Here is a 22,558-nt window from a genome sequence, read left to right on the forward strand (position 1 = left end):
TAGGCCGACAGGCATAAAAAAGCCCCGCCAGAGGGCGGGGCTTGAGCTGTTGCAGCGCTGCGGGGTCAGGCGACTAGGGCCTGGCGGGTGCGCTCGATGACCGCTTGCAGCGGCTCGGACTGGCTGTACTGCTCGGGGTACAGGCGCTCGCTGTGACGGGCAATGCCGTGCTCGTTGACCAGGGTGAAGCTGAAGCCGCCTTTGCGCGACGCCAGAATCAAGCAGTTCAATGGGGCAAATGCCTGGGAAAGGGTGCGAATCGCAGCCTGAGTATGGATAGAGTGAGTCATAGTTATTAGATGTTCCTGCAATAGACACGGTTTCGATCCGTGCACACTTAAAACGTTCCAGTAACGCCGGGATTTGGTCTGGGCGAAGAACCTGACTGGAACAGGGCAGCCAGTTTTGGGCGCATTTATCATGTGGCGCTGGGGCTGACTGGTAGGTACGTCAGAGGGCAGGCAACACACCGGGTCGAGGTTCTATGCCACGGGGTGAAGATCCTGATCAATCTGCAGGTTGGTTCGGTCAGAGTAAGAAGTGATTTACCTGGGAACCATCAAGTGGGCCGGTCCTTGTTTCAACAGGCGCTGTTCCAAGGTGGGCAGGGCACTGTAAGGACTGCTTTGGCCAGAATTGACTTTCAGCTTGGTACTAACGGTCGCAAGACTACAGCAATGGCCGGGTCTTGACAAGGCTTGATGGCTTTTCATCAGAGGAGCCGATCAGTATCTCGTGTTTTTTGTCTTCTGTGAAGGCCCGCTTTCACCAGGCAGACGCAGGGAACGTGCCAAATTCGTGCAGCGATCTGCCTTTCTTTGGGGCGGTTGTACACACGTGGCGCAATCGATGTTACAGCGCTGCAACAGCACCTGATGGGCCCGCCAATGACTTGACCGAGAACTTAAGTCAATGAAAAAAAACACTTATTTTTGCTGGTGAAAAAATCGACAGTTTGAGCCAAGGCCCCATTTCATGGGGGTTTGCGGGGTCCTGGAGGGGGTTGTCCACCGAGTTATCCACAGCTTCTGTGGATTGTCCCGAGCGCTTGCTCTAGGACGGGCGTGCCAGCTTTTTCCGATGTGTCCGACAATCAGTGCGTGGACTTCTGTCAGGAGAAAATGCTGCGGCCAGCGTCAATAAATAAACACAGAAATATTTTGAAAAAAGTATCGAAAGGGCTCGGGCCATTGCCAGAAAAATGGAGTAGAGTGGCGCGCCTCTCGAGTTGCCTTCGCTGTTGGTTATGAAGTTTCGCGCCAGAATCCCCGCAATTTCTTCCGCTCCACCGCCCTTGCCAGAGCCCCAGCGCTTCACCTTGAAGGTCGCTTTGTGGCTGCTCGACAACCCGCGCCTGGGTGACAACCCCAACGTCAAGCATTTTGCCGGGCGCTTGCTCAAGCAACCTGCGCGTCAAGGCGTGGTGGTCGCGCAAAGCCGTCTGGGGCAGATGCTCTGTCGTGATTGCGGCAATGCCCGCGACCGGCGCATTGGCCACGACCTGCTGCGTCAGGCCGCGCGCGCCGGAGACCGGCGTGCGCAGCTCGAATACGGTCGTTTGTGCGCTCAGACGCAGATCAACGAGCCCGAACAGGCGCGTTTCTGGCTGGAGCTGGCAGCGTCTCAAGGCTCTCAGGAAGCCCGGCGCTTGCTCAAGCAGTTGCCAGACGCTTGACTGCAGTACAGCGGCAAGGCTGATAAGCTCAGCCGTTGATTTGAGCGGGGGTGTTCGGGTGGGAATGGCGTTGGATCTGACCAGCATTGTGCTGGGTATCATGGTGGCCGCAGTGCCTTGCCTGGGCTGGGTGTTTGCGCAGCAACGGCGCCAGGCTGCCCGTGAGGCGCAAGCGGCGTTGCTCGAAGAGCGTCTGAGCAGTGTGCAGATGGCCCAGGAAGGCTTGCTCGCCCAGCTCGACGCCAGTCGCGACGAAATCAGTGACCTGAGCCAGGCTAATGCGGCCAAGCAGGCAACGCTGGCGGCTCAGGCCCGTGAGCTGGAGTTGCTGCAGATCGATCGTGACAACGCCCGCGACGCTGCTCATGCCTGGCAGATCGAACGCAGTGCCCGTGAGGCTGAATTGCGCCGTCTGGATGCCCATGGCGCAGCGCTGAGCGCCGAGCTGCGTGAACAGCAGGAAAGCCATCAGCAGCGTCTGGACGACCTTCAGGGCGCTCGTGATGAGCTACGCGCGCAGTTCGCGGAAATGGCGACCAAGATCTTTGACGAGCGTGAACAACGCTTCGCCCAGACCAGCCAGCAACATCTGGGGCAATTGCTCGACCCGCTCAAGGAGCGCATCCAGGCGTTTGAGAAGCGTGTTGAAGACAGCTACCAGCAGGAGGCCCGCGAGCGCTTTTCCCTGGCCAAGGAGCTGGAGCGCCTGCAGCAACTCAACCTGCGCCTGAGCGATGAGGCCACCAACCTGACCCAGGCGCTGAAGGGCCAGAAGACCCAGGGTAACTGGGGTGAGCTGATTCTGGAGCGGGTGCTGGAGCACGCGGGGCTGGAAAAGGGCCGCGAGTACCAGACCCAGGTCAGCCTCAAAAGTGCTGACGGCGAGCGCTTCCAGCCGGATGTGCTGATCATGTTGCCGGGTGACAAGCAGGTGGTGGTCGACTCCAAGGTCAGCCTGACCGCCTATCAGCAGTATGTAGCTGCCGACGACAGTGAGATCGCCCAGGCGGCGCTCAAGCAGCACGTGCTGTCGCTGCGCAATCACGTCAAAGGCTTGTCAGGCAAGGATTACAACCGCCTGGAAGGCCTGCACAGTCTGGATTTTGTCCTGCTCTTCGTACCGATCGAAGCGGCGTTTTCCGCCGCCCTGCAGGCCGAGCCGAACCTGTTCCAGGAAGCCTTCGACCGGCAGATCGTCATCGTCAGCCCAACCACCTTGCTGGCGACCCTGAGGGTGATCGATAGCCTGTGGAAGCAGGAGCGCCAGAGCCAGAATGCCCGGGAAATTGCCGAGCGTGCGGGCTGGCTGTATGACAAGTTCGTGTTGTTCATCCAGGACCTGGACGAACTGGGCAATCGCCTGCAACAGGTGGATAAAGCCTACAGCGCCGCGCGCAACAAGCTCTGTGAAGGCCGCGGCAATCTGATCAGCCGCAGCGAACAGCTCAAATTGCTCGGAGCCCGTGCCAGCAAGAGCCTGCCAGCCGATCTGCTTGAACGGGCCATGAGCGAAGGCGACCCGCTGGCCGCCAGTGCCCTTACTGCACCAGGCTCAGATGCCGATTGAGCAAGGCACGCAAAGCCGCCGGCTTGACCGGCTTGGCCAGGTAGTCGAGGCCGGCGGCATGCACCTGGCCGACCGTCTCGCTGCGCCCATCGGCACTGATCACCACGCCAGGCACAGGCTCGCCCAGGCGCGTGCGTAGCCAGGCCATCAGTTCGGTGCCGGTTTCGCCATCGTCCAGGTGATAGTCGACCAATGCCAGGTGCGGACGCATACCCTCGTTTAACAGAGCGTCGCACTCGTTGCGGTTGCGCGCGGTCCAGACCTGGCAACCCCAGCGGCTGAGCAGGCTGTTCATGCCGATCAGAATGCTGTCTTCGTTGTCGATGCACAGCACCTGCATTCCGGCCAGCGGCTGCCCGGCTTGCTCAGCCGGGGCGACGATGGCCGCAGTCGGTGTCGTGGCCAGTGGCACGCTGACGCGGAACACGCTGCCTTTGCCGGGCCAGGAGCGTACCTCCAGCGTGTGGCCCAGCACCCGGCACAGGCCGTCGGCAATCGCCAGGCCCAGGCCCAGGCCTTTTTCGGCACGGGTCTGGTGGCTGTCCAGGCGTTTGAATTCTTCGAAGATCACCTGCAGCTTGTCGTCGGCAATGCCCGGGCCACGATCCCAGACTTCCAGCCACAGCTTGCCGTTGTTGCGGCGTACCCCCAGAAGGATCGGGCTCTTGCCGTAACGGAAGGCGTTGGTCAGGAAGTTCTGCAGGATCCGCCGCAGCAGTTTCATGTCGCTGTGCACGCGCAGGCGACTGCCGCGCAGGCGGAAATCCAGGCCTTGTTGCTGGGCCAGCACCTTGAATTCAGCACCCAGGGTGTCAAACAGCTCGTTGAGGGCAAACGGCTTGGGATCGGGGGTGATCTTACCGTTTTCCAGGCGCGAGATATCGAGCAGGTCGCTGATCAGTTCTTCGGCGGAGCGCAATGAGCTGTCCAGGTGCTGGACCAGTTGCTGGGCGTCTGCCGACAGCCCGTCACCCTGATGGGAGAGAGCGGCAGAGAACAGCCGGGCGGCGTTCAGCGGCTGCATCAGATCGTGACTGACGGCCGCCAGGAAGCGGGTCTTGGATTGGTTCGCCGCTTCGGCGTGGCTTTTCGCTTCGGTCAGTGCCTGATTCAGTTGCGACAGCTCCTGAGTACGCTCAGCGACCCGTTGTTCAAGACCCTCGTTGGCATCCTTGAGCGCCTGTTCGGCCTCGCGGAACGGGGTGATGTCAGTGAAACTCATGACAAAACCGCCGCCGGGCATGGGGTTACCGATCAGCTCGATGACCCGGCCGTTGGGGAACAGTCGCTCGGAGGTGTGCGCGCGGCCCTGGCGCATCCAGTGCAGGCGACGGGCCACATGCACCTGGGCTTCGCCGGGGCCGCACAGGCCGCGTTCGGCGTTGTAGCGGATGATGTCGGCAATCGGTCGGCCGACGCTGATCAGACCGTCCGGGTAGTTGAACAGCTCCAGGTAGCGGCGGTTCCAGGCCACCAGCAGCAGGTTCTGGTCGACCACGCTGATGCCCTGGCTGATGTTCTCGATCGCGCCTTGCAGCAGTGCGCGGTTGAATTGCAGCACTTCCGAGGCTTCGTCGGCGATACGCACCACGTCCTCAAGTTGCATGTCACGGCCTTCGATGGCCGCCTTGACCACCGCGCGGGTCGAGGAGGTGCCGAGTACCCCGGCCAGCAAGCGCTCGGTGTGCTCGATCCAGTCACCGTCGGCGTTCTGGTTGGGGTTGAAGCCCTTGCCCTGGCGGTAGGCGAAGCGGATGAAGCTTTGCCGCGCGCGTTCTTCACCGACAAAGCGTGCCGCGAGTTTGAGCAGGTCGTCGATCTGCACCGCCAGCAACGAGCGGCTGTTGGGCCGGGCGCTGGTCTGTTGGCCGATGAAGCGTCCGGCCTGCCAGTGCTCGGAAACCCGTGTACGGGAAAGGATCGACACCCAGGCGAACAAGGTGAAGTTGCCGGCCAGCGACAACACCACACCTTGAGTCAGCGGTGTGATCGGCAGGTTCAGCGGATTGCCATGTAGCCAGGCAAGGCCCGGGAACAGCTCCAGTGGCCAGCCCACGCTATGCGCGGCAATCGGCAACACCAGGGTGTAAAACCACAGGAACACGCCGGCGGCGAGGCCGGCGAACACGCCACGGCGGTTGGCTTGTTTCCAGTACAGCGCGCCGAGCATGGCTGGGGTCAGTTGAGTCACGGCGGCGAAGGCGATCTGGCCAATGGTCGCCAGGCTGGCAGTGGAGCCCAGCAAGCGGTAGCTGACGTAGGCCAGCAGCATGATCACGACAATGGTCACCCGGCGTACCGAAAGCATCCAGTGGCGGAACACTTCGAACGGTCGCTCGGCGTTATTGCGCCGCAGTAGCCAGGGCAGCAGCATGTCGTTGGAAACCATGGTCGACAGCGCCACGGCTTCGACGATCACCATACCGGTGGCCGCCGAGGCGCCGCCGATGAAGGCCAGCAGGGCCAGAGCCGGATGGGATTCAGCCAAGGGCAGGCTGATGACATAGGAGTCGGGCATCACCCCAGGTAGCAGCATCTGCCCGGCCAGGGCAATCGGTACCACGAACAGCGCAGCGAGAATCAGGTAAGTCGGGAACACCCAGCGCGCCAGGCGCAGGTCCTGCGGTTCGATGTTCTCGACCACGGTGACATGAAACTGCCGTGGCAGGCAGATGATTGCCATCATCGCCACCCCGGTCTGCACCACCATCGACGGCCAATTGATGGTCTCGTTCCAGAAGCCTTCCAGACGCGGGGCCAGTTGTGCCTTGCTGAACAAGTCGTCGAAGCCGTTGAACAGGCCGAAGGTGACGAAGGCACCGACGGCAAGAAATGCCAGCAGTTTGACCAGTGACTCGAAGGCAATGGCCAGGACCATGCCACGGTGGTGTTCGGTCACATCCAGGCTGCGGGTACCGAAGACGATGGAGAACAGTGCCAGCACCAGCGACACCACCAGGGCGGTGTCCTGCACACGGCTGCCGGTGGCGTCGGCACTGGCGCCGATCAGCAGGTTGACGCCGAGCACGATGCCTTTGAGCTGCAAGGCGATATAAGGCAGGACGCCGACCAGGCAAATCAGCGCCACCACCACTGCCAGGGACTGGGATTTGCCATAGCGGGCGGCAATGAAGTCGGCAATCGAGGTGATGTTTTCCTGCTTGCTGATCAGCACCATCTTCTGCAGCACCCAGGGCGCGAACAGCAGCAATAGCACCGGGCCAAGGTAGATCGGCAGGAACGCCCAGAGTTGTTCGGCCGCCTGGCCGACGGCGCCAAAGAAGGTCCAACTGGTGCAGTACACCGCCAGCGACAGGCTGTACACCCAGGCACGCAGGCGCGGTGGCAGCGGCGTCTTGCGGCGGTCGCCATAGAATGCGATAGCGAACATGATGGCCATATAGGCCAGGGCGACCGCGGCGATCAGCCCACTGGACAGCGACATGACTACTCCGAAACAAAAACAGCCGTCAGTGTAACGGCGAACCTCGATCAATCAGTCTGGCACGCCGCTGGCGCTTCGTCAGCGCCGACCATGGTAGCAGTGGCAGAGCGTCGCAGGTCAGGGGTGGCGGTTGTCAGGCAATCGCGGGGCAAGCCCGCTCACCGGGTTGGTGGTAAATCCGGTGGAGCGGGCTTGCCCCGCGAAAGAGGTTAGCGCCTAGCTCCCAGGTAATAGAACAGCGCCGCCAGTAGCACCGAGCCAATCAATAGATAGAAGGTGGCCACCGGCACCAGATGCGCCAGGGCAAATCCGCAGATCACCGGCCCCAGTGCTGCGCCAAGGTTGGACAGGTTCTGCGCGCCGTAATACACCCCGCGCAGATGCTCAGGGGCGATGCTGTCGATGAACATATACTCGGCCGGGATGACGATGATCTCGCCCAGGGTAAACACCAGCATCGCCAGGCACCAGACCAGCAGCGACTGGGCCTGGGAGAAGCCCAGCAGGCCGGCGAGGAACAGCGCCATGCCGGCCAGCAGCCAGGGCATCAGCTGACGGCTGCTGATGCGTCGGCCGATCACATACTGCAAGGCAATGACGGTGATGGCGTTAGTGGCTACCAGGTAACTGATATACCGCGCAGCTTCGCTGGCATTGGTGGTCACTACCAGGTATTGCGACAGGTAAGCGGTGAACTGGCCGAAGACCACGGCACTGAGCGCGCCACCGAGGGTGAAGCAGATCAACCGGCGATCCTTGAGCAGCTGCCCGCCGACACTGAGAAAACCTGCCTGAGGGCTGCCGTCCAGTTGCGCCCGCGCCGAGCGCTCGCCCCAGCGCCGGTAGCACAGGCACATGGCCAGACCCAACGCCGCCGAAACCAGAAATGGCAAGTGATTATCCAGCATGATCAGCGCCACACCGACAAAGGGCCCTACGGCGTAGGCAACGTTGCTCAAGGTGTACTTGATCGAGAACACCTCGGAGCGTTCTTCCTGCGCTAACAGCGCACAGAACCCGGCCTTGGCGGCAATGTCGACCACCGCCAGCGCCAGATTGATGACCACCAGGCTGGTGAAGAACAGGCTCAATTCGCGGCTGGCGATGGCGGCAACGAAGGCGATGGCAAAGACCAGAGTCGAGACGATGATCACTGTGTAGCTGCGCAGGGTATCGATCAGGTAGCCGCCGTACAGGCTCAACAGCGAGGCGACAATCAGAGCGCCGCCAATCATCAGGCCGATGCCACTGATATCCAGGGCGAAGTTTTCCGCGAGATAGACCACCAGGTAGGGCAGGGTGATCGCCCGGGCCAGGGTCAAGACAAAGGTGGTGGCAAGTAGCAGGCGCACTTGTGGGTTGTAGCGTCTTACCGCATCGAGCATGGCACGTCCTTGTTGTTATTGCGTTGGGGCCGTCAGCGGCCAAGCATACGCCTGGGCAGGAGCGGGCGGATAGCTATGGATCCATATATATAAAATCGATAACAGATAGAGAAAATACCCGTTATATGGATATTCTTTGTGAGCATAAGATGGTCTCACGTCACCGGACTACAGGAGACTCCGACCATGCCCTGCCTGCAACAGACTGCTTCACCCTTGCGCCCGTTGAGCCACCTGGCTCACCCGCGCGAAGTCATCCGTCAGTTCACCCCCAACTGGTTCGCCGCGACCATGGGTACCGGGGTCTTGGCCCTGGCCCTGATGCAGATCGGCATCGACAGCCTGCATGGGCCGGCAGAAGCCTTGTGGTGGCTGACCATTGCCCTGTTCATCGTCTTCAGTGGGCTCTATGCCGCACGCTGGATAATGTTTTTCGACGAAGCACGACAGATTTTTGCCCACTCCACGGTGTCGATGTTCTTCGGCACCATCCCCATGGGGCTGGCTACCATTCTCAACGGATGCTTGCTGTTTGGCGTCAATCGCTGGGGTGAAGGCATCGTGCCCTGGGTTGAGGCACTCTGGTGGTTCGATGTCGGCCTGGCGCTGTTGTGCGGTGTGGCCATTCCTTACCTGATGTTCACCCGCCAGGAGCACAGCATCGACCAGATGACCGCAGTCTGGCTGTTACCGGTGGTTGCCGCTGAAGTCGCCGCCGCCAGTGGTGGCCAGCTGGCGCCGCATCTGGTCGATGCCCACAGTCAATTTCTGGTGCTGATTACCAGCTATGTGTTGTGGGCGGTGTCGCTGCCGGTGGCGTTCAGCATCCTGACCATCCTCATGCTGCGTATGGCCCTGCACAAATTGCCCCACGCTAACATGGCCGCTTCCAGCTGGCTGGCGCTGGGCCCGATCGGCACCGGCGCGCTGGGTATGTTGCTGCTCGGCGCCGACGCACCGGTGATCTTCGCTGCCAACGGCTTCGGTGACCTGGGTGAAATTGCCCGCGGTCTGGGCCTGGTCGCCGGGATCGTGTTGTGGGGCGCCGGCTTGTGGTGGCTGCTCACCGCCGTGCTGATTACCCTGCGCTACATGCGCCATGGCATGCCGTTCAACCTGGGCTGGTGGGGCTTTACCTTTCCGCTCGGGGTCTACTCCCTGGCGACGCTCAAACTCGGTGACTGGCTGGGATTGGCCTTCTTCCAGCACATGGGCCTGGTGCTGGTGGTGGCGCTGGCCGGTCTGTGGATGATGGTCGCCAGCCTCACCGTGCGCGGGGCCTGGCGCGGTGAGCTGTTCGTCTCGCCTTGCATTGCCGGGTTACACAAGTAGGTTGCATTTACCTGGGTGATTGTGGCTTTGTCCGCTCTGCGTGCCTCCAATGACAAAGCCCCACTCAGGTACACGGACGATGAGTCAAGCCTCGCAGTTCCGCCTTCTAGGCAAACGACGGTTTCTGCCGTTCTTCATTACCCAGTCGCTGGGTGCGTTCAACGACAACCTGTTCAAGCAGTCGTTGATCCTCGCCATACTCTACAAACTGGCCATCGACGGTGACCGTTCGATCTGGATCAACCTCTGCGCCTTGCTATTCATCTTGCCGTTCTTCCTGTTCTCGGCCCTGGCTGGCCAGTTCGGCGAAAAGTACCCCAAGGATGCGCTGATCCGCCTGATCAAGCTGGCGGAAGTCGGCATTATGGCCATCGGCGCCATCGGCTTTCTGAGCAACCAGCTGGCGCTGATGCTGCTGGCACTGTTTGCCATGGGCACCCATTCGGCGCTGTTTGGCCCGGTCAAGTATTCGATCCTGCCTCAGGCGCTGGATGAGCAGGAGCTGGTCGGCGGCAACGGTCTGGTCGAGATGGGCACCTTCCTGGCTATTCTGGCCGGTACCATTGGCGCCGGGGTGATGATGTCCAGCACGCACTATGCGCCGGTGGTGGCCTGTGCGGTGGTCTTGGTGGCTGCGCTGGGTTACCTGTCCAGTCAGTGGATTCCCCGGGCGAGTGCGGCGTCGCCGCAGATGAAGCTGAACTGGAACATATTCACCCAATCCTGGGCGACCTTGCGCCTGGGCCTGGGGCAGACGCCGGCAGTGTCGCGTTCGATTGTCGGCAGCTCCTGGTTCTGGTTCGTCGGCGCTATTTATCTCACGCAGATTCCGGCCTATGCCAAGGATTGGCTACACGGCGACGAGACCGTTGTCACGCTGGTGCTGACCTTGTTTTCGGTGGGTATCGCCCTGGGCTCCTTGTTATGTGAGCGCCTTAGCGGCCACAAGGTGGAAATCGGCCTGGTGCCGTTCGGTTCGTTCGGCCTGACCCTGTTCGGTTTGCTCTGGTGGTGGCACTCGGGGGATGTTCCGGCAGCGGCGACGCCGCATGACTGGCTGGCATTGCTGGGCATGACCGAGGCCTGGTGGATTTTGCTGGCAATTGTCGGCCTTGGCGTTTTTGGCGGCTTTTATATCGTGCCGCTGTATGCGCTGATCCAGTCGCGTACGCCTGAGCAAGAGCGTTCACGGGTGATTGCCGCCAACAACATTCTCAACGCGCTGTTCATGGTGGTATCGGCGATTGTCACGATCGTGCTGTTGAGCCTGGCCGAGTTGAGCATCCCGCAGCTGTTCCTGGTGGTGTCGCTGCTGAACATTGGCGTCAACGCCTACATCTTCAGGATTGTGCCTGAGTTCACCATGCGCTTCATGATCTGGCTGCTCAGCCACTCCATGTACCGGGTCGAGCACCGCGACCTGCAGCAGATTCCGGAGGAGGGCGCGGCGTTACTGGTGTGCAACCATGTGTCGTTCGTGGATGCGCTGCTGATTGGCGGAGCGGTACGCCGGCCGATTCGCTTTGTCATGTACTACAAGATCTACCGGTTGCCGGTGCTTAATTTCGTTTTTCGCACTGCGGGCGCCATTCCCATTGCCGGGCGCAACGAAGACCTCGAGACCTACGAGCGGGCGTTCAAGCAGATTGCCGCTTATCTGGCGCAGGGCGAGCTGGTGTGCATCTTTCCCGAGGGCAAGTTGACCACTGACGGTGAGATCGATGAGTTCAAGGGCGGGCTGATCCGGATCATCGAGCAGACCCCGGTGCCGGTGATTCCCCTGGCGTTGCAGGGCTTGTGGGGGAGTTTCTTCAGTCGCGACCCGGCCAAGGGGTTTTTCCGTCGCTTGTGGTCGCGGGTAACGTTGGTAGCCGGCTCCGCCATCCCGGTTGAGGCGGCGGAGCCTGCGTTGTTGCGTGAGCGGGTCAGTCAGTTGCGTGGTGACTTGCGCTGACCGTGCAGGGCGAGGTCAGCTGGCGCTGACCTTGAGGCCGATCAGGCCGGTGACGATCAGCGCGACACTGGCCAGGCGCACCAGCGCCATGGACTCGCCGAACAGGATGATGCCGGCGATCACCGTGCCGACGGCACCGACACCGGTCCAGATAGCGTAAGCGGTGCCCAGCGGCAGCTCTTTCATGGCCAGGCCCAGCAGGCCGAGGCTGACAGCCATGGCCGCGACGGTCAGGACAGTGGGCAGGGGGCGGGTGAAGCCGTCTGTGTATTTGAGGCCGACGGCCCAGCCCACTTCGAACAGGCCGGCAAAAAACAGGATGATCCAGGACATGCGACATCTCTAGCAGTTGATGGGGCCGTCCCCGAAATGTTCACGCGGTGCGTCGTGAGGCCGTCCTCACCGTGGGCAATATAGTGCCCATGTTGGATATATGGAGCAAGGCTGTGGTGGGGTATATGTCCCCGGTGGGAGCGGCGGTGCGGCGACCCCACCGGGGACATGGTGGCGTTAGACCCCTTGCGGAATCTCTTCGCCGCCCAGTGCTTCGAACAGCGCCGGCAGGAACTCGCCGAAGGTCAGCATCATCAGGGTAAAGCTGGCATCGAGTTGGCCCAGAGCCTCGTCGCCGCCGTCTTCTTCAGCCTGGTCCTGCAGCAGTTCTTCAAAACGCAGGCGCTTGATGACCATCTTGTCGTCGAGCACGAACGACAGTTTGTCCTGCCAGGCCAGGGACAGCTGGGTCACCACCTTGCCGGTGCCCAAGTGCAGCTGGATCTCGTCGCTGGTCAGGTCCTGGCGTTTGCAGCGCACGATGCCGCCGTCTTCGTGGGTGTCACGCAGTTCGCATTCGTCCAGTACATAGAAGTCAGGGGCGGCCTGCTGGGTTTTGACCCAGTCAGTCATGGTCGCGCTCGGGGCGATCTTCACGGTCACCGGACGTACCGGCAACGAACCCATCACTTCACGCAGGGTCGAGAGCAGGTCTTCGGCGCGTTTGGCGCTGGCCGAGTTGACCAGGATCAGGCCCTGCTTGGGGGCGATGGCAGCGAAGATCATCGAGCGACGGATAAAGGCGCGCGGCAGGAAGGCCTGGATGATCTCGTCCTTGATCTGGTCGCGCTCCTTTTTATAGACCTTGCGCATCTGTTCGGCTTCGATCTCGTCGATCTTCTCTTTGACCGCATCACGCACCACGCTGCCGGGCAGGATGCGTTCTTCTTTACGGGCGGCGATCAGCAGGAAGTCACCGCTGACGTGAACCAGTGGAGCATCTTCGCCTTTGCCGAACGGCGCGACGAAACCGTAAGTGGTCAACTCCTGGCTGGCGCAAGGGCGCGCCGGCTTGCTGGCCAGAGCGGTTTCCAGTGCTTCGGGATCGAACGGGACATCCTGGGTCAGGCGGTAGGTCAGCAGGTTTTTGAACCACATGGGGTAAATCTCTCCTCAACACATAAGGAGGGCATTATTCTCCGAGCGGACGCTTCAGGCCAAGTCCGCTAAGTCTTTGGAACGCCTGAAAATTTTTTTTAAAAAAGTGCTTGCCAGAGTGTTCGGTGCTCCGTAGAATGCGCGCCACACCGAGATGAAAGGGTGATTAGCTCAGCCGGGAGAGCATCTGCCTTACAAGCAGAGGGTCGGCGGTTCGATCCCGTCATCACCCACCACTTCTCAGTGTATCGCGCAGCGGTAGTTCAGTCGGTTAGAATACCGGCCTGTCACGCCGGGGGTCGCGGGTTCGAGTCCCGTCCGCTGCGCCATATTTAGCTTCCAGGGCCCACTGAACACCCGGAAGCAACAAAGAAAGCGACCTTAGGGTCGCTTTTTTTGTTTATGGATTTCGCCCAGAATTCACCAGCATGCTGGTACGTCGCTGCTTTCTCCGTGCCAGCCCCTACTGAGCAAGAGATCAATCATGCAGGATGCACGCACTTCCCCGGCGCCTTTGCTGGGTATCGACCTGGGCACCACCAACAGCCTGGTGGCTGTCTGGCGCGAGGGTCAGGCGCAACTCATTCCCAACGCCCTCGGCGATGTCCTCACCCCCTCGGTCGTCAGTCTCGATGACGACGGCAGTATTCTGGTCGGCGCGCCAGCACGTGCACGCCTGACGACTCACCCTGAGCGCACCGTCGGCGCCTTCAAGCGCTTCATGGGCAGCGACAAAAAGCTTGAGCTTGGTGACCAGTCGTTCAGCCCGGAGGAACTCTCGGCGTTGGTGCTCGGCGCCTTGAAGGCTGATGCTGAAGCCTTTCTCGGTTGCCCGGTGAGCGAAGCGGTTATTTCGGTGCCAGCGTATTTCAGCGACGAGCAGCGCAAGCGCACCAGCTTCGCCGCCGAGCTCGCCGGCTTGAGCGTGCAACGCTTGATCAACGAGCCAACGGCCGCGGCCATGGCCTACGGCCTGCACGAAAAGAAGTTTGAGCGCACGCTGATCTTCGATCTGGGCGGCGGTACGTTTGATGTCACGGTGCTGGAATACGCCTTGCCGCTGATTGAGGTGCATGCCTCGACCGGTGACAACTTCCTCGGCGGTGAAGACTTTACCGCGGCGCTGCTGCAAGCCTGTTTGCAGGACTGGCAACTCAAAGCGTCGGCAGTGGTGCCGCACACCCTGGCCAGCCTTGCCGATGCCATCGAGCAGCTCAAGTGCAAACTGAGCGAGGGGGAGCAGCACCTGAACTGTGAGGTGGCCGGTGAAAACCGCCAGTGGTCGCTGGATGAAGCCCGCGCGCTGAAGATCTGGGCCGGGTTGCTGGCGCGTATCCGGGCGCCGATCGAGCAGGCGTTGCGCGACGCCCGGGTGAGCCCCAAGGACCTCGACAGTCTGGTGCTGGTGGGCGGCGCCACGCGTATGCCGGCCGTGCAACAAATGGTCGCCACCCTGTTCGGTCGCCTGCCATACCGGCACCTGGACCCGGACACGATCGTCGCGCTCGGTGCCGCCACCCAGGCGGCATGCAAGGCCCGCGACGAGGCCATTGAAGAGCTGATCCTGACGGATGTCTGTCCGTATACGCTGGGGATCAGCGCCGCTCGCAGCGAAGAGGTCAGCGGTGTGTTTGCGCCGATCATCGAGCGCAACACGGTGATCCCGACGTCCAGGGTCAAGCGTTTCAGCAGTACCCATGCCGAGCAGAAGATGATCCGGATCGAGGTGTACCAGGGGGAGCGGCCCTGGGTTCGTGACAATATCTTTGTCGACGCCTTCGATATTGCGCTCACGCCCAATGGCAGCATCCAGAGCCTGGATGTGCGCTTCAGCTATGACATCAACGGCCTGCTGGAGGTTGACGTGACCCTGCTCGACACCGGCAGGCAGCATAGTCACAGCATTGACCGCAGCCCCACCGGGCTTGATCCGCAGGCGCGGCAGGCCAGCCATGCGCGGCTCGCGGGGCTGAAAATCCATCCACGCGATGCGTTGCCCAACCGCACCCTGCTGGCTCGTCTGGAGCGGGCCTGGATGCAGAGCCTGGGGGATGATCGCGAACGGATCGGTAGCTGGCTGGACGACTTTTCCAGCGCCTTGGCCAGCCAGCAGCCCGAGCAGATCAGCCGTCAGCGCCAGCGCCTCAGCGAGGCACTGGAGCAACTGCGGTTCTAACCGTTCAAGCGCCGCAACGCAGCCTGCAGGCCCGCCTGCAAGTTGTTTTGCGCGGCGTTCACCGATGGCAGGCCGTAGCGATTGGGCAGCGGTTCACCCGGCAGGATCAGCAGCACCAGCGGCAGGAAGTGCAGGAACGGCAGCAGCGTCGCGAACAGAATCAGCGTCGGGATGCCTCGGCCCATATCGTGCAAACGACGCAGGCTGGCACTGCCCAGCAGGCCGACGAACAGCAGGCCGAAGAGGATCTGTAACGGCATGCTCCCGGCCATCAGGGTCAACAGCGGTCCGAGGATGATGCTGCCGATCACCTGCACGCCATAGCCCTTGCGACTCAGGCGGCTACCCAGTTTCCAGATATGCGAGGCTGGCACCGGCTGGTTGCTGGAATTGGCCAACAACAAGCGTTCGGACCAGGACAGCAACGCCGTCATCGCGGCACGAATGCCGGTATCCATGCCTGGGAAGTCTTTGGCGCGTTGCAGCTCCTTGAGCACTTTGACCCTCGGCACACCGGCGTGACCGTAGCGCGCCAGGCTCTTCAGGGCGTCAAGCGCTGTATAGAACATCGTACTGTTGAGCAAATATTCTTCTTCGAGCACTTTGCTTGGCGGGCGTACCGGCTCGCCCTTGATCAGCCCGTTGCGAAACGGTTCGAACCAGTCCTGCGCGCAGGTCAGGTTGGCGATCTGCTGCAATAGTTCGCGGTGCTGCTCAGCGTTCAGGCCTGGGTCGTGATACAGCACGCCACAGAGCAGCATCAGGCCGAGCATGTCGTCTTCGAAGGCGCCCGGATCGCGCTCAAGGCAGGCAAACAGCTGCGCGTTACTTGGTAGCCTGGTGCTGTCCAGCACCTGCTGGACGCTGAGCAGGCGCTGGCCCATCAACTGCTGAACCGGATCACTGTCGTCCAGCCAGCCCAGCAGCCCCTCCAGGTTGCCTTGCTCCGCTTGCAGGCGCAGCAGCACCTGCTGCAGTGGGGCAAACGGGTGATCGGCAGGGTAGGGCATGGCCAGCAAGGCGGGCGAGGTCATCGCCAGCCAACGTTCCGGCTGGTCGATCAGGGCCAGCATGAACAGGTTCTGCCGGTGCCAGGTCCACAGGCCTTCATCGGCGGGAGGGCGAGGCAGCTCGATAGCGGCCGCGGCCAGTTGCGCCTGTAGCTCAAGTGCATAAGGTGCCGGGAACATTCCGCCCGGCTTGAACGCCTCAGCCAGCCGCATCAGGCCTGTGGCCGGGTAACTGCGCACCCGGCGCATCCAGTCGCGGCACACCGGTCGCAGGTTTTTTTCGCGCAAGGCTTCGGGCAGTTGTGCCTGGGCTGAAGGATCATTGATGAAGGAGCTCAGAGCCAGGGCAAGCGGTGATTCGTTCAGCCAGCGCAGCTGTTGTGCGGCCTGGTATTGGAAACCTTCGAGGATCAAAGCATCCAGCGGATCATCGCCGGGCGCTTCGGCCATGATCTGGCGCAGCAATCCGCTGTCGCCTCGATGCAGCGCCCAGGCGTGGCGGTACAGACGCTGCAGTTGAGCGTCTTGCTGGTCTTCGAGCAGCCAGGCCAGCACAGGCTGTTCGTCATCACCGTCCATCCGCCAGTCGACAAAGGTGCCAGCAATGCCGGGCAGCCCGCTGCGCGCGGCTTCGAACCAGCGCGTCAGGGTTTCCGGGCGCTGTGCCGGGCTGCCCCAGGCCTGCGCTGGCGCTTCAAGATTGTCGGGCCAGGTGGTTACCGGCTCCAGTCGATCGAAAGCCTGGATCAGCAAGGGCAAGCGTTGTGGCTGGTGCTTGCGACACAGCTCCAGCAGCCAGCGTGCGGCCCGGGGATGTTGGTGTTCACGCCATAGGCGGGTCCAGCACTGGCGAGCGAGTTCTTCCTGGCCGCTGTCGCTGCTCTGGCAGGCCAGCATATACAGCAGGTCGAGATCGTCCGGTGCCTGGCGCTGTTGCTCGGCAACCATCGCGCAGAAGGTTTTGCTGGCGATGCCGGCCTGGCTGAACTGCACCAGCAAGCGCTGGATAAAGGCCTCATCCGCGGGCAAGGCCATGCAGGTGTGAGTGGTGGCGAAACGTTTGTACTCGGACAGTGGCCGGTTATGGAACAGATATTCAAGGCTACGGGTGAACCACAAGGTCTCCACCTGCGCGGCGGGCGACCAATCCTTCATCAGCGCGGTGTCGAACGGGTCCGGCTCGGCCATGCGTTCGAGGAAGGCTTCGGCCTGTTCCGGTTGTTCCAGTTTCAGTAGCTGGCTGGACCACCCTAGGCGCGAAGCCAGCAACTGTACACAGTTGTGGGATAACGGGCTGGTCTGCATCAGGTTGTAGAGCAGGTTCCAGCTCACCGGTTCCAGGTCATCCAGGGGCAACTGCTCAAGCTGCTCGATAAATGCTTGCCAGGCGGCGGGATCGAAGCGCCGGGCCGAATCTTCGAGCAACTGTGCGAAGGCTGCTTGAGTGCGCTCGACAGGGCCGGCCTCGACGGGCATCGGGCTTTGATCCGTCGCTGCCAGGCTCTCGTCACGGGCCAGTTGCAAGGCGGCTTCATAGGCTTGGCGCAGGGCCTGGAAGCCCTCCGGGTCGGTTTCCGGGTGGTGGTGCGGCAGGCGTGCACGATAGGCACCGCGAATGAGCTCAGGGTCGTTGGTCGGCTCAATGCCCAGGCGTATCCAGCAGCTCATGACCAGGCATCCTCTTCCAGCGTGTCAGGGCGTTCAGGCAGGTTCAACGTCAGGTCCCACGGCAGGCTGGTGAGCAGTTCGCTGGCGCCATTGCGCAGGTTGTTGAGAATGCAGCGGTTCCAGTGTTCATCACCTTGGCGGGCGAGGTCCTGGGCCAGCTCATCGTCGCTGCTGTCGGAGCAATTCCACAGCGCCTTGCCATAGATGTAGCCCGCCAGGTAGGTGTTCCAATCGTTGTAGTAATGACGCGCGCGCAGGGCCAGGCGACCTTGCAGCCAGAGGCTTTCATCCGCGCTGACATAGCCTTTGCGCAGACCGCTGCGCAGCAGGAAGCCCATGCGTCCCAGGTCCCAGGCGCGTACGCCCCCCGGGCCACAGTCGGCCAGGGTGCGGTAGGCGAATTGGTACTGGATGCGTTGGCGCGGGTTCAATTGCTCCAGCGCGTCGTGCCATTCGCTGGGCAGGCAGCGCGCCGCTTGCCAATAGGCATTGCTGACTTCGCGGGCATGACCGTCATCGGCCATGTGCAGCATGTCCAGCAACTGTCGGCGATTGCTGATGCCCCACCATTTCTGCAGGTCCGATTCGTCATCGTCTGCCGGTTCGTAATAGGTGGCGGCGGTGTAGCTGGCGCCGTTGAGGGCGGCCATGGGCGCGGACAGGGCAAACAGCCAGTGCTGCTCTATTTCTTCCATGAAAAAACTCCGGGGGGCGGTAGAGGGATGTGCGGGGCCCGACCCAAGTGGCGCGAATTGTAAAGAGCCATAGAGGTAGCAGCAAATCTGCAGTGGGCCGCCTTGGTGCATGCCCGCCCAAGACGGTGCAAAGATTTCGCGACAGTTTCAAGCGCAAGCCCATGGCAACGGGCTTGCGCCGTTCTGGCGCGACCCTTGCTAATGCTTGAACATCCGGCAATCAACGCAGATTGCCCCGTTCACGACAAAGGCGCCGTGTTGCTCCCGCTTGTTCTCACAAGCCGGGGCGACAGGGCGCCTTTTTGTTTGCGCAAGCAGGAGGTTGGCAGATGAGCAGCAGCACTGTGCGCAGCGTTTGCCCGTATTGTGGTGTGGGTTGTGGCATCGTCATGACGGTTGAGGGCAACCGGGTGACCAAGGTCAGCGGGGACAAACAACACCCGAGCAATTTTGGCCGCTTATGCACCAAGGGCCTGACCGCGCACCAGCCGCTACGCGAATCCGGGCGCATGCAGCAGGCGTACCTGCGTGACCAGCGTCAGCGCGATCCGCTGCAGACGCCTGTTGATGCAGCCATTGCACAGACGGCCAGGCGTTTGCGTGCAGTGATTGACGAGCATGGGCCTGATGCGCTGGCGTTCTATGTCTCCGGGCAGATGTCGCTGGAGGCGCAGTACCTGATCAACAAGCTGGCCAAAGGCTTCGTCCGCAGCCGCCATATCGAGTCCAATTCGCGCCTGTGCATGGCCAGCGCCAGTAGCGGCTATAAGCAGTCGCTGGGTGCCGACGGGCCGCCGGGCAGCTATCAGGACTTTGATCGCGCCGAGGTGTTCTTCGTCATCGGCGCAAACATGGCCGACTGTCATCCGATCCTCTTTCTACGCCTGCTCGACCGGCTCAAAGCCGGTGCCCGGCTGATTGTCGTCGACCCGCGACGCAGTGCCAGCGCCGACAAAGCCGACCTGTTCCTGCAGATCAAGCCGGGCACCGACCTGGCGCTGCTCAATGGCCTGCTCTATCTGCTCAAGCACAATGGTCATTGTGACCATGACTTCATCGAACGTTACACCGAAGGCTGGGAAACCCTGCCGGACTTTCTCGAGGACTACACGCCCGAGCGGGTCGCCGCCATCACCGGGCTTGCCGAGGCCGATATCCGTCAGGCCGCCGCCTGGATCGGCCAGGCGCCGGAATGGATGAGCTGCTGGACCATGGGCCTGAACCAGAGCATCCATGGCACCTGGCAGACCAACGCCCTGTGCAACCTGCACCTGGCCACCGGGGCCATTTGCCGGCCCGGCAGCGGGCCGTTTTCCCTGACCGGCCAACCCAATGCCATGGGCGGGCGCGAGATGGGCTATATGGGCCCCGGCCTGCCCGGCCAGCGTTCGGCCCTGGTCGAGAGTGACCGCGCTTTCGTCGAGCGGCTCTGGCAGGTACCCGCTGGCAGTCTGCGCAGCGAAAGCAGTGACGGCAGCGTAGCCCTGTTCGAGCAACTGGCGGCTGGGCAGATCAAGGCCTGCTGGATTATCTGCAGCAACCCGGTGGCCAGCGTTGCCAACCGCCAGCAGGTGATCGATGGCCTGCAGCGAGCCGAATTGGTGATCACTCAAGATGCCTTTCTCGATACCGAAACCAATCGCTATGCCGATATCCTCCTGCCCGCCGCGCTGTGGGCCGAGGGCGAAGGGGTGATGGTCAACTCCGAACGCAACCTGACGTTGATGAGCAAGGCTGTCGAGCCGCCAGGCGACAGCTTGCCCGATTGGCAGATCATTGCCCGTGTTGCCTGTGCCATGGGCTATGCCGAGGCGTTCAGCTATGACAGTGCCGAAGCGGTGTTCGACGAGATCCGTCAGGCCTGGAATCCGGCCACGGGTTACGATGTGCGCGGTGTCAGCTACGCCGGTTTGCGTCAGGCACCACAACAATGGCCGTGTGAACCGGGGCGTGAAGACCGCCGCAGCCCGCTGCGTTATCGCAATGATGGGGTCAGCCAGATGCTCTATCGTGATGCCGCAGGCCAGGCGCCGGCCATTGCCTTCGCTACTCCGAATGGCAAGGCCCGTTTCTTTGCCCGGCCGTGCCTGCCGAGCGCCGAACTGCCGGATGACGAATTTGCCCTGGTGCTCAATACCGGGCGGGTTCAGCACCAATGGCACACTTTGACCAAGACTGGCAAAGTCGCGGCGTTGAACAAGCTCGATCCCGGCCCCTTCGTCGAGATTCATCCCGAAGATGCCGAGCGTCTGGGCATTGCCGAGAAGGACCAGGTGCAAGTGCGCTCGCGGCGCGGCCAGGCGGTGTTGCCCGCTCGCATCACTACGCGGGTATTGCCGGGCAACTGTTTTGCGCCGTTTCACTGGAATGATGTCTACGGTGACAATCTCGCCATCAACGCCGTCACCAGCGACGCCGTCGACCCGTTGTCGCTGCAACCGGCTTTCAAGTATTGCGCGGTGGCCCTGAGCCGGGTCGCTGGCGAACGCATCAGTGCATTGCAAGTCGAGCAACCGCTCACCTCGATGCAAGACCAGCACTTGCTGCTCTGGGCCTCGCAAACCGGCAACGGCCAGGCCCTGGCCGAACAGTGCGCCGAACACCTGCGCGAGCTTGGCCTGCCGGTGCAGTTGAGCTGCATGGAGGATGTCGCGCTGGCGCAGCTGGACAGTCCCGCCAGCTTGCTGCTGATCGCCAGTACCTTTGGCGACGGCGACGCACCGGATAGCGGCGTGGCGTTCTGGCAGGACTTACAGGGCGAGCATGCGCAACGTTGCGCCGGTCTACCTTATGCCGTGCTGGCGCTGGGCGACTCCAGCTATGAGCAGTTCTGTGGTTTCGGTCGCAAGCTCGATCAGCGCCTGGCCGAGTTGGGCGGCCAGCGCCTGCTGGAACGGGTTGATTGCGAGGGCGACTTCGCCGCGCCGACAGGGCAGTGGTTGCAGGCGCTGCTGGCCAAGTTCGGGCGGGAGCAGCAGACGCTGGCCTTGCCTGTGTCCAAGCCAGTGGCCACGGGCTTCAGCAAACAGCAGCCGCTGCCCGCCAGGTTGCTGGAAAACCGCCTGCTCAACAGCCCGGGCGCCAACAAGGAAACCCGGCAAATCGTTTTCGACCTGGCCGACAGCGGCTTCAACTATCAGGCCGGCGATGCCCTCGGCGTGTGGCCGCGCAACTGCCCGGCGTTGGTGGACGAGCTGCTCGCGGCGACCCGTCTGGATGCTCGCCAAGTAGTAAGCCTCAAGGGCCAGGCCGACATGTCATTGGCCACCGCCTTGAGTGAGCACCTGGAACTCGCCCGGATCACGCCGGCCATGCTGGAAGCCATTGCCCTGCACAGTGGCAACACGCACCTGCAGGACCTGTTGAAACCGCAGAACAAAGCGCTGCTCAAGCAATGGCTGTGGGGCAAGCAACTGATTGACCTGTTGCATGCCTTCAAGCCGGCGCTCGACCTGGAGACCTGGCTGAGCCTGCTCAAACCGTTGCAGCCACGCTTGTACTCGATCAGCTCCAGCGCCAGGTTTCACCCTGACCAAGTTCACCTGACGGTTTCCACTGTCCGTTATGGCCAGCGTAAAGGGGTTTGTTCAACCTACCTGGCTGATCGTGCCACACAGTGTGAAGTGGAGATTTTCGCCCAGCCAAGCGCACATTTTCGCTTGCCCAAGGATGGCGACGCGCCGGTGATCATGGTCGGCCCCGGCACTGGTGTCGCGCCGTTCCGGGCGTTCCTGCAGGAACGTCAGGCCGAAGGCGCCAAGGGGCGTAACTGGTTGCTGTTCGGCGAGCAGAAAGCGGCCGGTGATTTCTATTACCGCGACGAACTCCTGGCCTGGCAGCGCGACGGGCATCTGACCCGCCTGGACACAGCGTTTTCACGTGACCAGGTGGAAAAAATCTATGTGCAACAGCGCATGCTTGAACACGGCGCCGAACTCTGGCGCTGGCTGGAGGAGGGCGGCCACTTCTATGTCTGTGGTGATGCCGAGCGCATGGCCCGGGACGTCGATGCCGCGCTCAAGCAGGTGGTCGCTGAACACGGCGCGTTGAGCACCGAGCAGGCCGACGCCTACGTTGCTCAATTGAGCCGCAGCAAACGTTATTTGCGCGATGTGTATTGAGTGCCCCATAAGGGGGAGGGGTGCACCAGCCTGGGTCGATAACTGCCGTTTGCGCTAGCGAAAAGGCCCGGTTTCAAAGGCTTTGGCAGTTGGCACGGT

13 protein-coding genes and 2 tRNA genes are annotated in these 22,558 nt (G+C 61.9%); 8 read left to right on the forward strand and 7 right to left on the reverse strand.

The window, feature by feature from the left end; all coding sequences use genetic code 11:
* Positions 1-65 precede the first annotated feature (65 nt).
* A complete protein-coding gene (locus tag C6382_RS19290) occupies positions 66-290 on the reverse strand; it encodes a hypothetical protein (protein ID WP_038608173.1) in 225 nt (74 codons plus the stop codon).
* A gap of 956 nt (positions 291-1,246) precedes the next feature.
* Here C6382_RS19290 and C6382_RS19295 point away from each other — a divergent pair.
* The gene (locus tag C6382_RS19295) at positions 1,247-1,675 is read left to right on the forward strand and encodes a tetratricopeptide repeat protein (protein WP_107025996.1); all 429 of its coding nucleotides are present in this window, start codon (positions 1,247-1,249) and stop codon (positions 1,673-1,675) included.
* 178 nt (positions 1,676-1,853) lie between these two features.
* Positions 1,854-3,242 (forward strand): DNA recombination protein RmuC, encoded by a 1,389-nt coding sequence (gene rmuC / locus C6382_RS19300; protein ID WP_178082803.1) that lies wholly within the window; start codon positions 1,854-1,856, stop codon positions 3,240-3,242.
* On the opposite strand, the gene C6382_RS19305 is transcribed toward rmuC, so the two are convergent.
* Together C6382_RS19305 and C6382_RS19310 are read right to left on the reverse strand one after the other, a co-directional pair.
* The gene (locus C6382_RS19305; RefSeq protein WP_107025949.1) at positions 3,214-6,687 is read right to left on the reverse strand and encodes a NahK/ErcS family hybrid sensor histidine kinase/response regulator; all 3,474 of its coding nucleotides are present in this window, start codon (positions 6,685-6,687) and stop codon (positions 3,214-3,216) included. The genes rmuC and C6382_RS19305 overlap by 29 nt on opposite strands.
* Positions 6,688-6,896: 209 nt before the next feature.
* Entirely contained in the window at positions 6,897-8,072 is a 1,176-nt protein-coding gene (locus C6382_RS19310; protein WP_107025950.1) for an MFS transporter, read from the reverse strand.
* A gap of 186 nt (positions 8,073-8,258) precedes the next feature.
* Here C6382_RS19310 and C6382_RS19315 point away from each other — a divergent pair, with 186 nt between their 5' ends.
* Positions 8,259-9,404 (forward strand): TDT family transporter, encoded by a 1,146-nt coding sequence (locus C6382_RS19315; protein ID WP_107025951.1) that lies wholly within the window; start codon positions 8,259-8,261, stop codon positions 9,402-9,404.
* Between the two features lie 79 nt (positions 9,405-9,483).
* Positions 9,484-11,358, forward strand: a complete 1,875-nt coding sequence (locus C6382_RS19320; protein ID WP_107025952.1) for an MFS transporter — start codon at positions 9,484-9,486, stop codon at positions 11,356-11,358.
* Between the two features lie 15 nt (positions 11,359-11,373).
* On the opposite strand, the gene sugE is transcribed toward C6382_RS19320, so the two are convergent.
* Entirely contained in the window at positions 11,374-11,691 is a 318-nt protein-coding gene (gene sugE / locus C6382_RS19325) for a quaternary ammonium compound efflux SMR transporter SugE (protein WP_107025953.1), read from the reverse strand.
* A gap of 177 nt (positions 11,692-11,868) precedes the next feature.
* Entirely contained in the window at positions 11,869-12,789 is a 921-nt protein-coding gene (gene rdgC, locus C6382_RS19330; RefSeq protein ID WP_028943616.1) for a recombination-associated protein RdgC, read from the reverse strand.
* 160 nt (positions 12,790-12,949) lie between these two features.
* Here rdgC and C6382_RS19335 point away from each other — a divergent pair.
* The 3 genes from C6382_RS19335 (at position 12,950) to C6382_RS19345 (ending at position 14,965) form a co-directional block, all read left to right on the forward strand.
* Positions 12,950-13,025 (forward strand) — tRNA-Val (locus C6382_RS19335).
* Between the two features lie 16 nt (positions 13,026-13,041).
* Positions 13,042-13,118, forward strand: a tRNA-Asp gene (locus C6382_RS19340).
* A gap of 155 nt (positions 13,119-13,273) precedes the next feature.
* Entirely contained in the window at positions 13,274-14,965 is a 1,692-nt protein-coding gene (locus C6382_RS19345) for a molecular chaperone HscC (protein ID WP_107025954.1), read from the forward strand.
* Here the strand turns inward: C6382_RS19345 and C6382_RS19350 are convergent.
* Together C6382_RS19350 and C6382_RS19355 are read right to left on the reverse strand one after the other, a co-directional pair.
* Complete coding sequence (locus C6382_RS19350) at positions 14,962-17,643, reverse strand: DUF805 domain-containing protein (RefSeq protein ID WP_107025955.1); 2,682 nt, start codon at positions 17,641-17,643, stop codon at positions 14,962-14,964. The genes C6382_RS19345 and C6382_RS19350 overlap by 4 nt on opposite strands.
* Positions 17,640-18,338: a DUF1266 domain-containing protein gene (locus C6382_RS19355; protein ID WP_107025956.1), complete on the reverse strand. Its 699-nt coding sequence runs from the start codon at positions 18,336-18,338 to the stop codon at positions 17,640-17,642. Before C6382_RS19355 ends, C6382_RS19350 begins: the two co-directional genes overlap by 4 nt.
* A 329-nt stretch (positions 18,339-18,667) precedes the next feature.
* Here C6382_RS19355 and C6382_RS19360 point away from each other — a divergent pair, with 329 nt between their 5' ends.
* On the forward strand, positions 18,668-22,459 hold the full coding sequence (locus C6382_RS19360) for a bifunctional nitrate reductase/sulfite reductase flavoprotein subunit alpha (RefSeq protein ID WP_107025957.1): 3,792 nt from the start codon (positions 18,668-18,670) through the stop codon (positions 22,457-22,459).
* The last annotated feature ends 99 nt before the right edge of the window (positions 22,460-22,558 follow it).

Source organism: Pseudomonas sp. BBP2017 (assembly GCF_003024385.1).
Taxonomy (GTDB): domain Bacteria; phylum Pseudomonadota; class Gammaproteobacteria; order Pseudomonadales; family Pseudomonadaceae; genus Aquipseudomonas.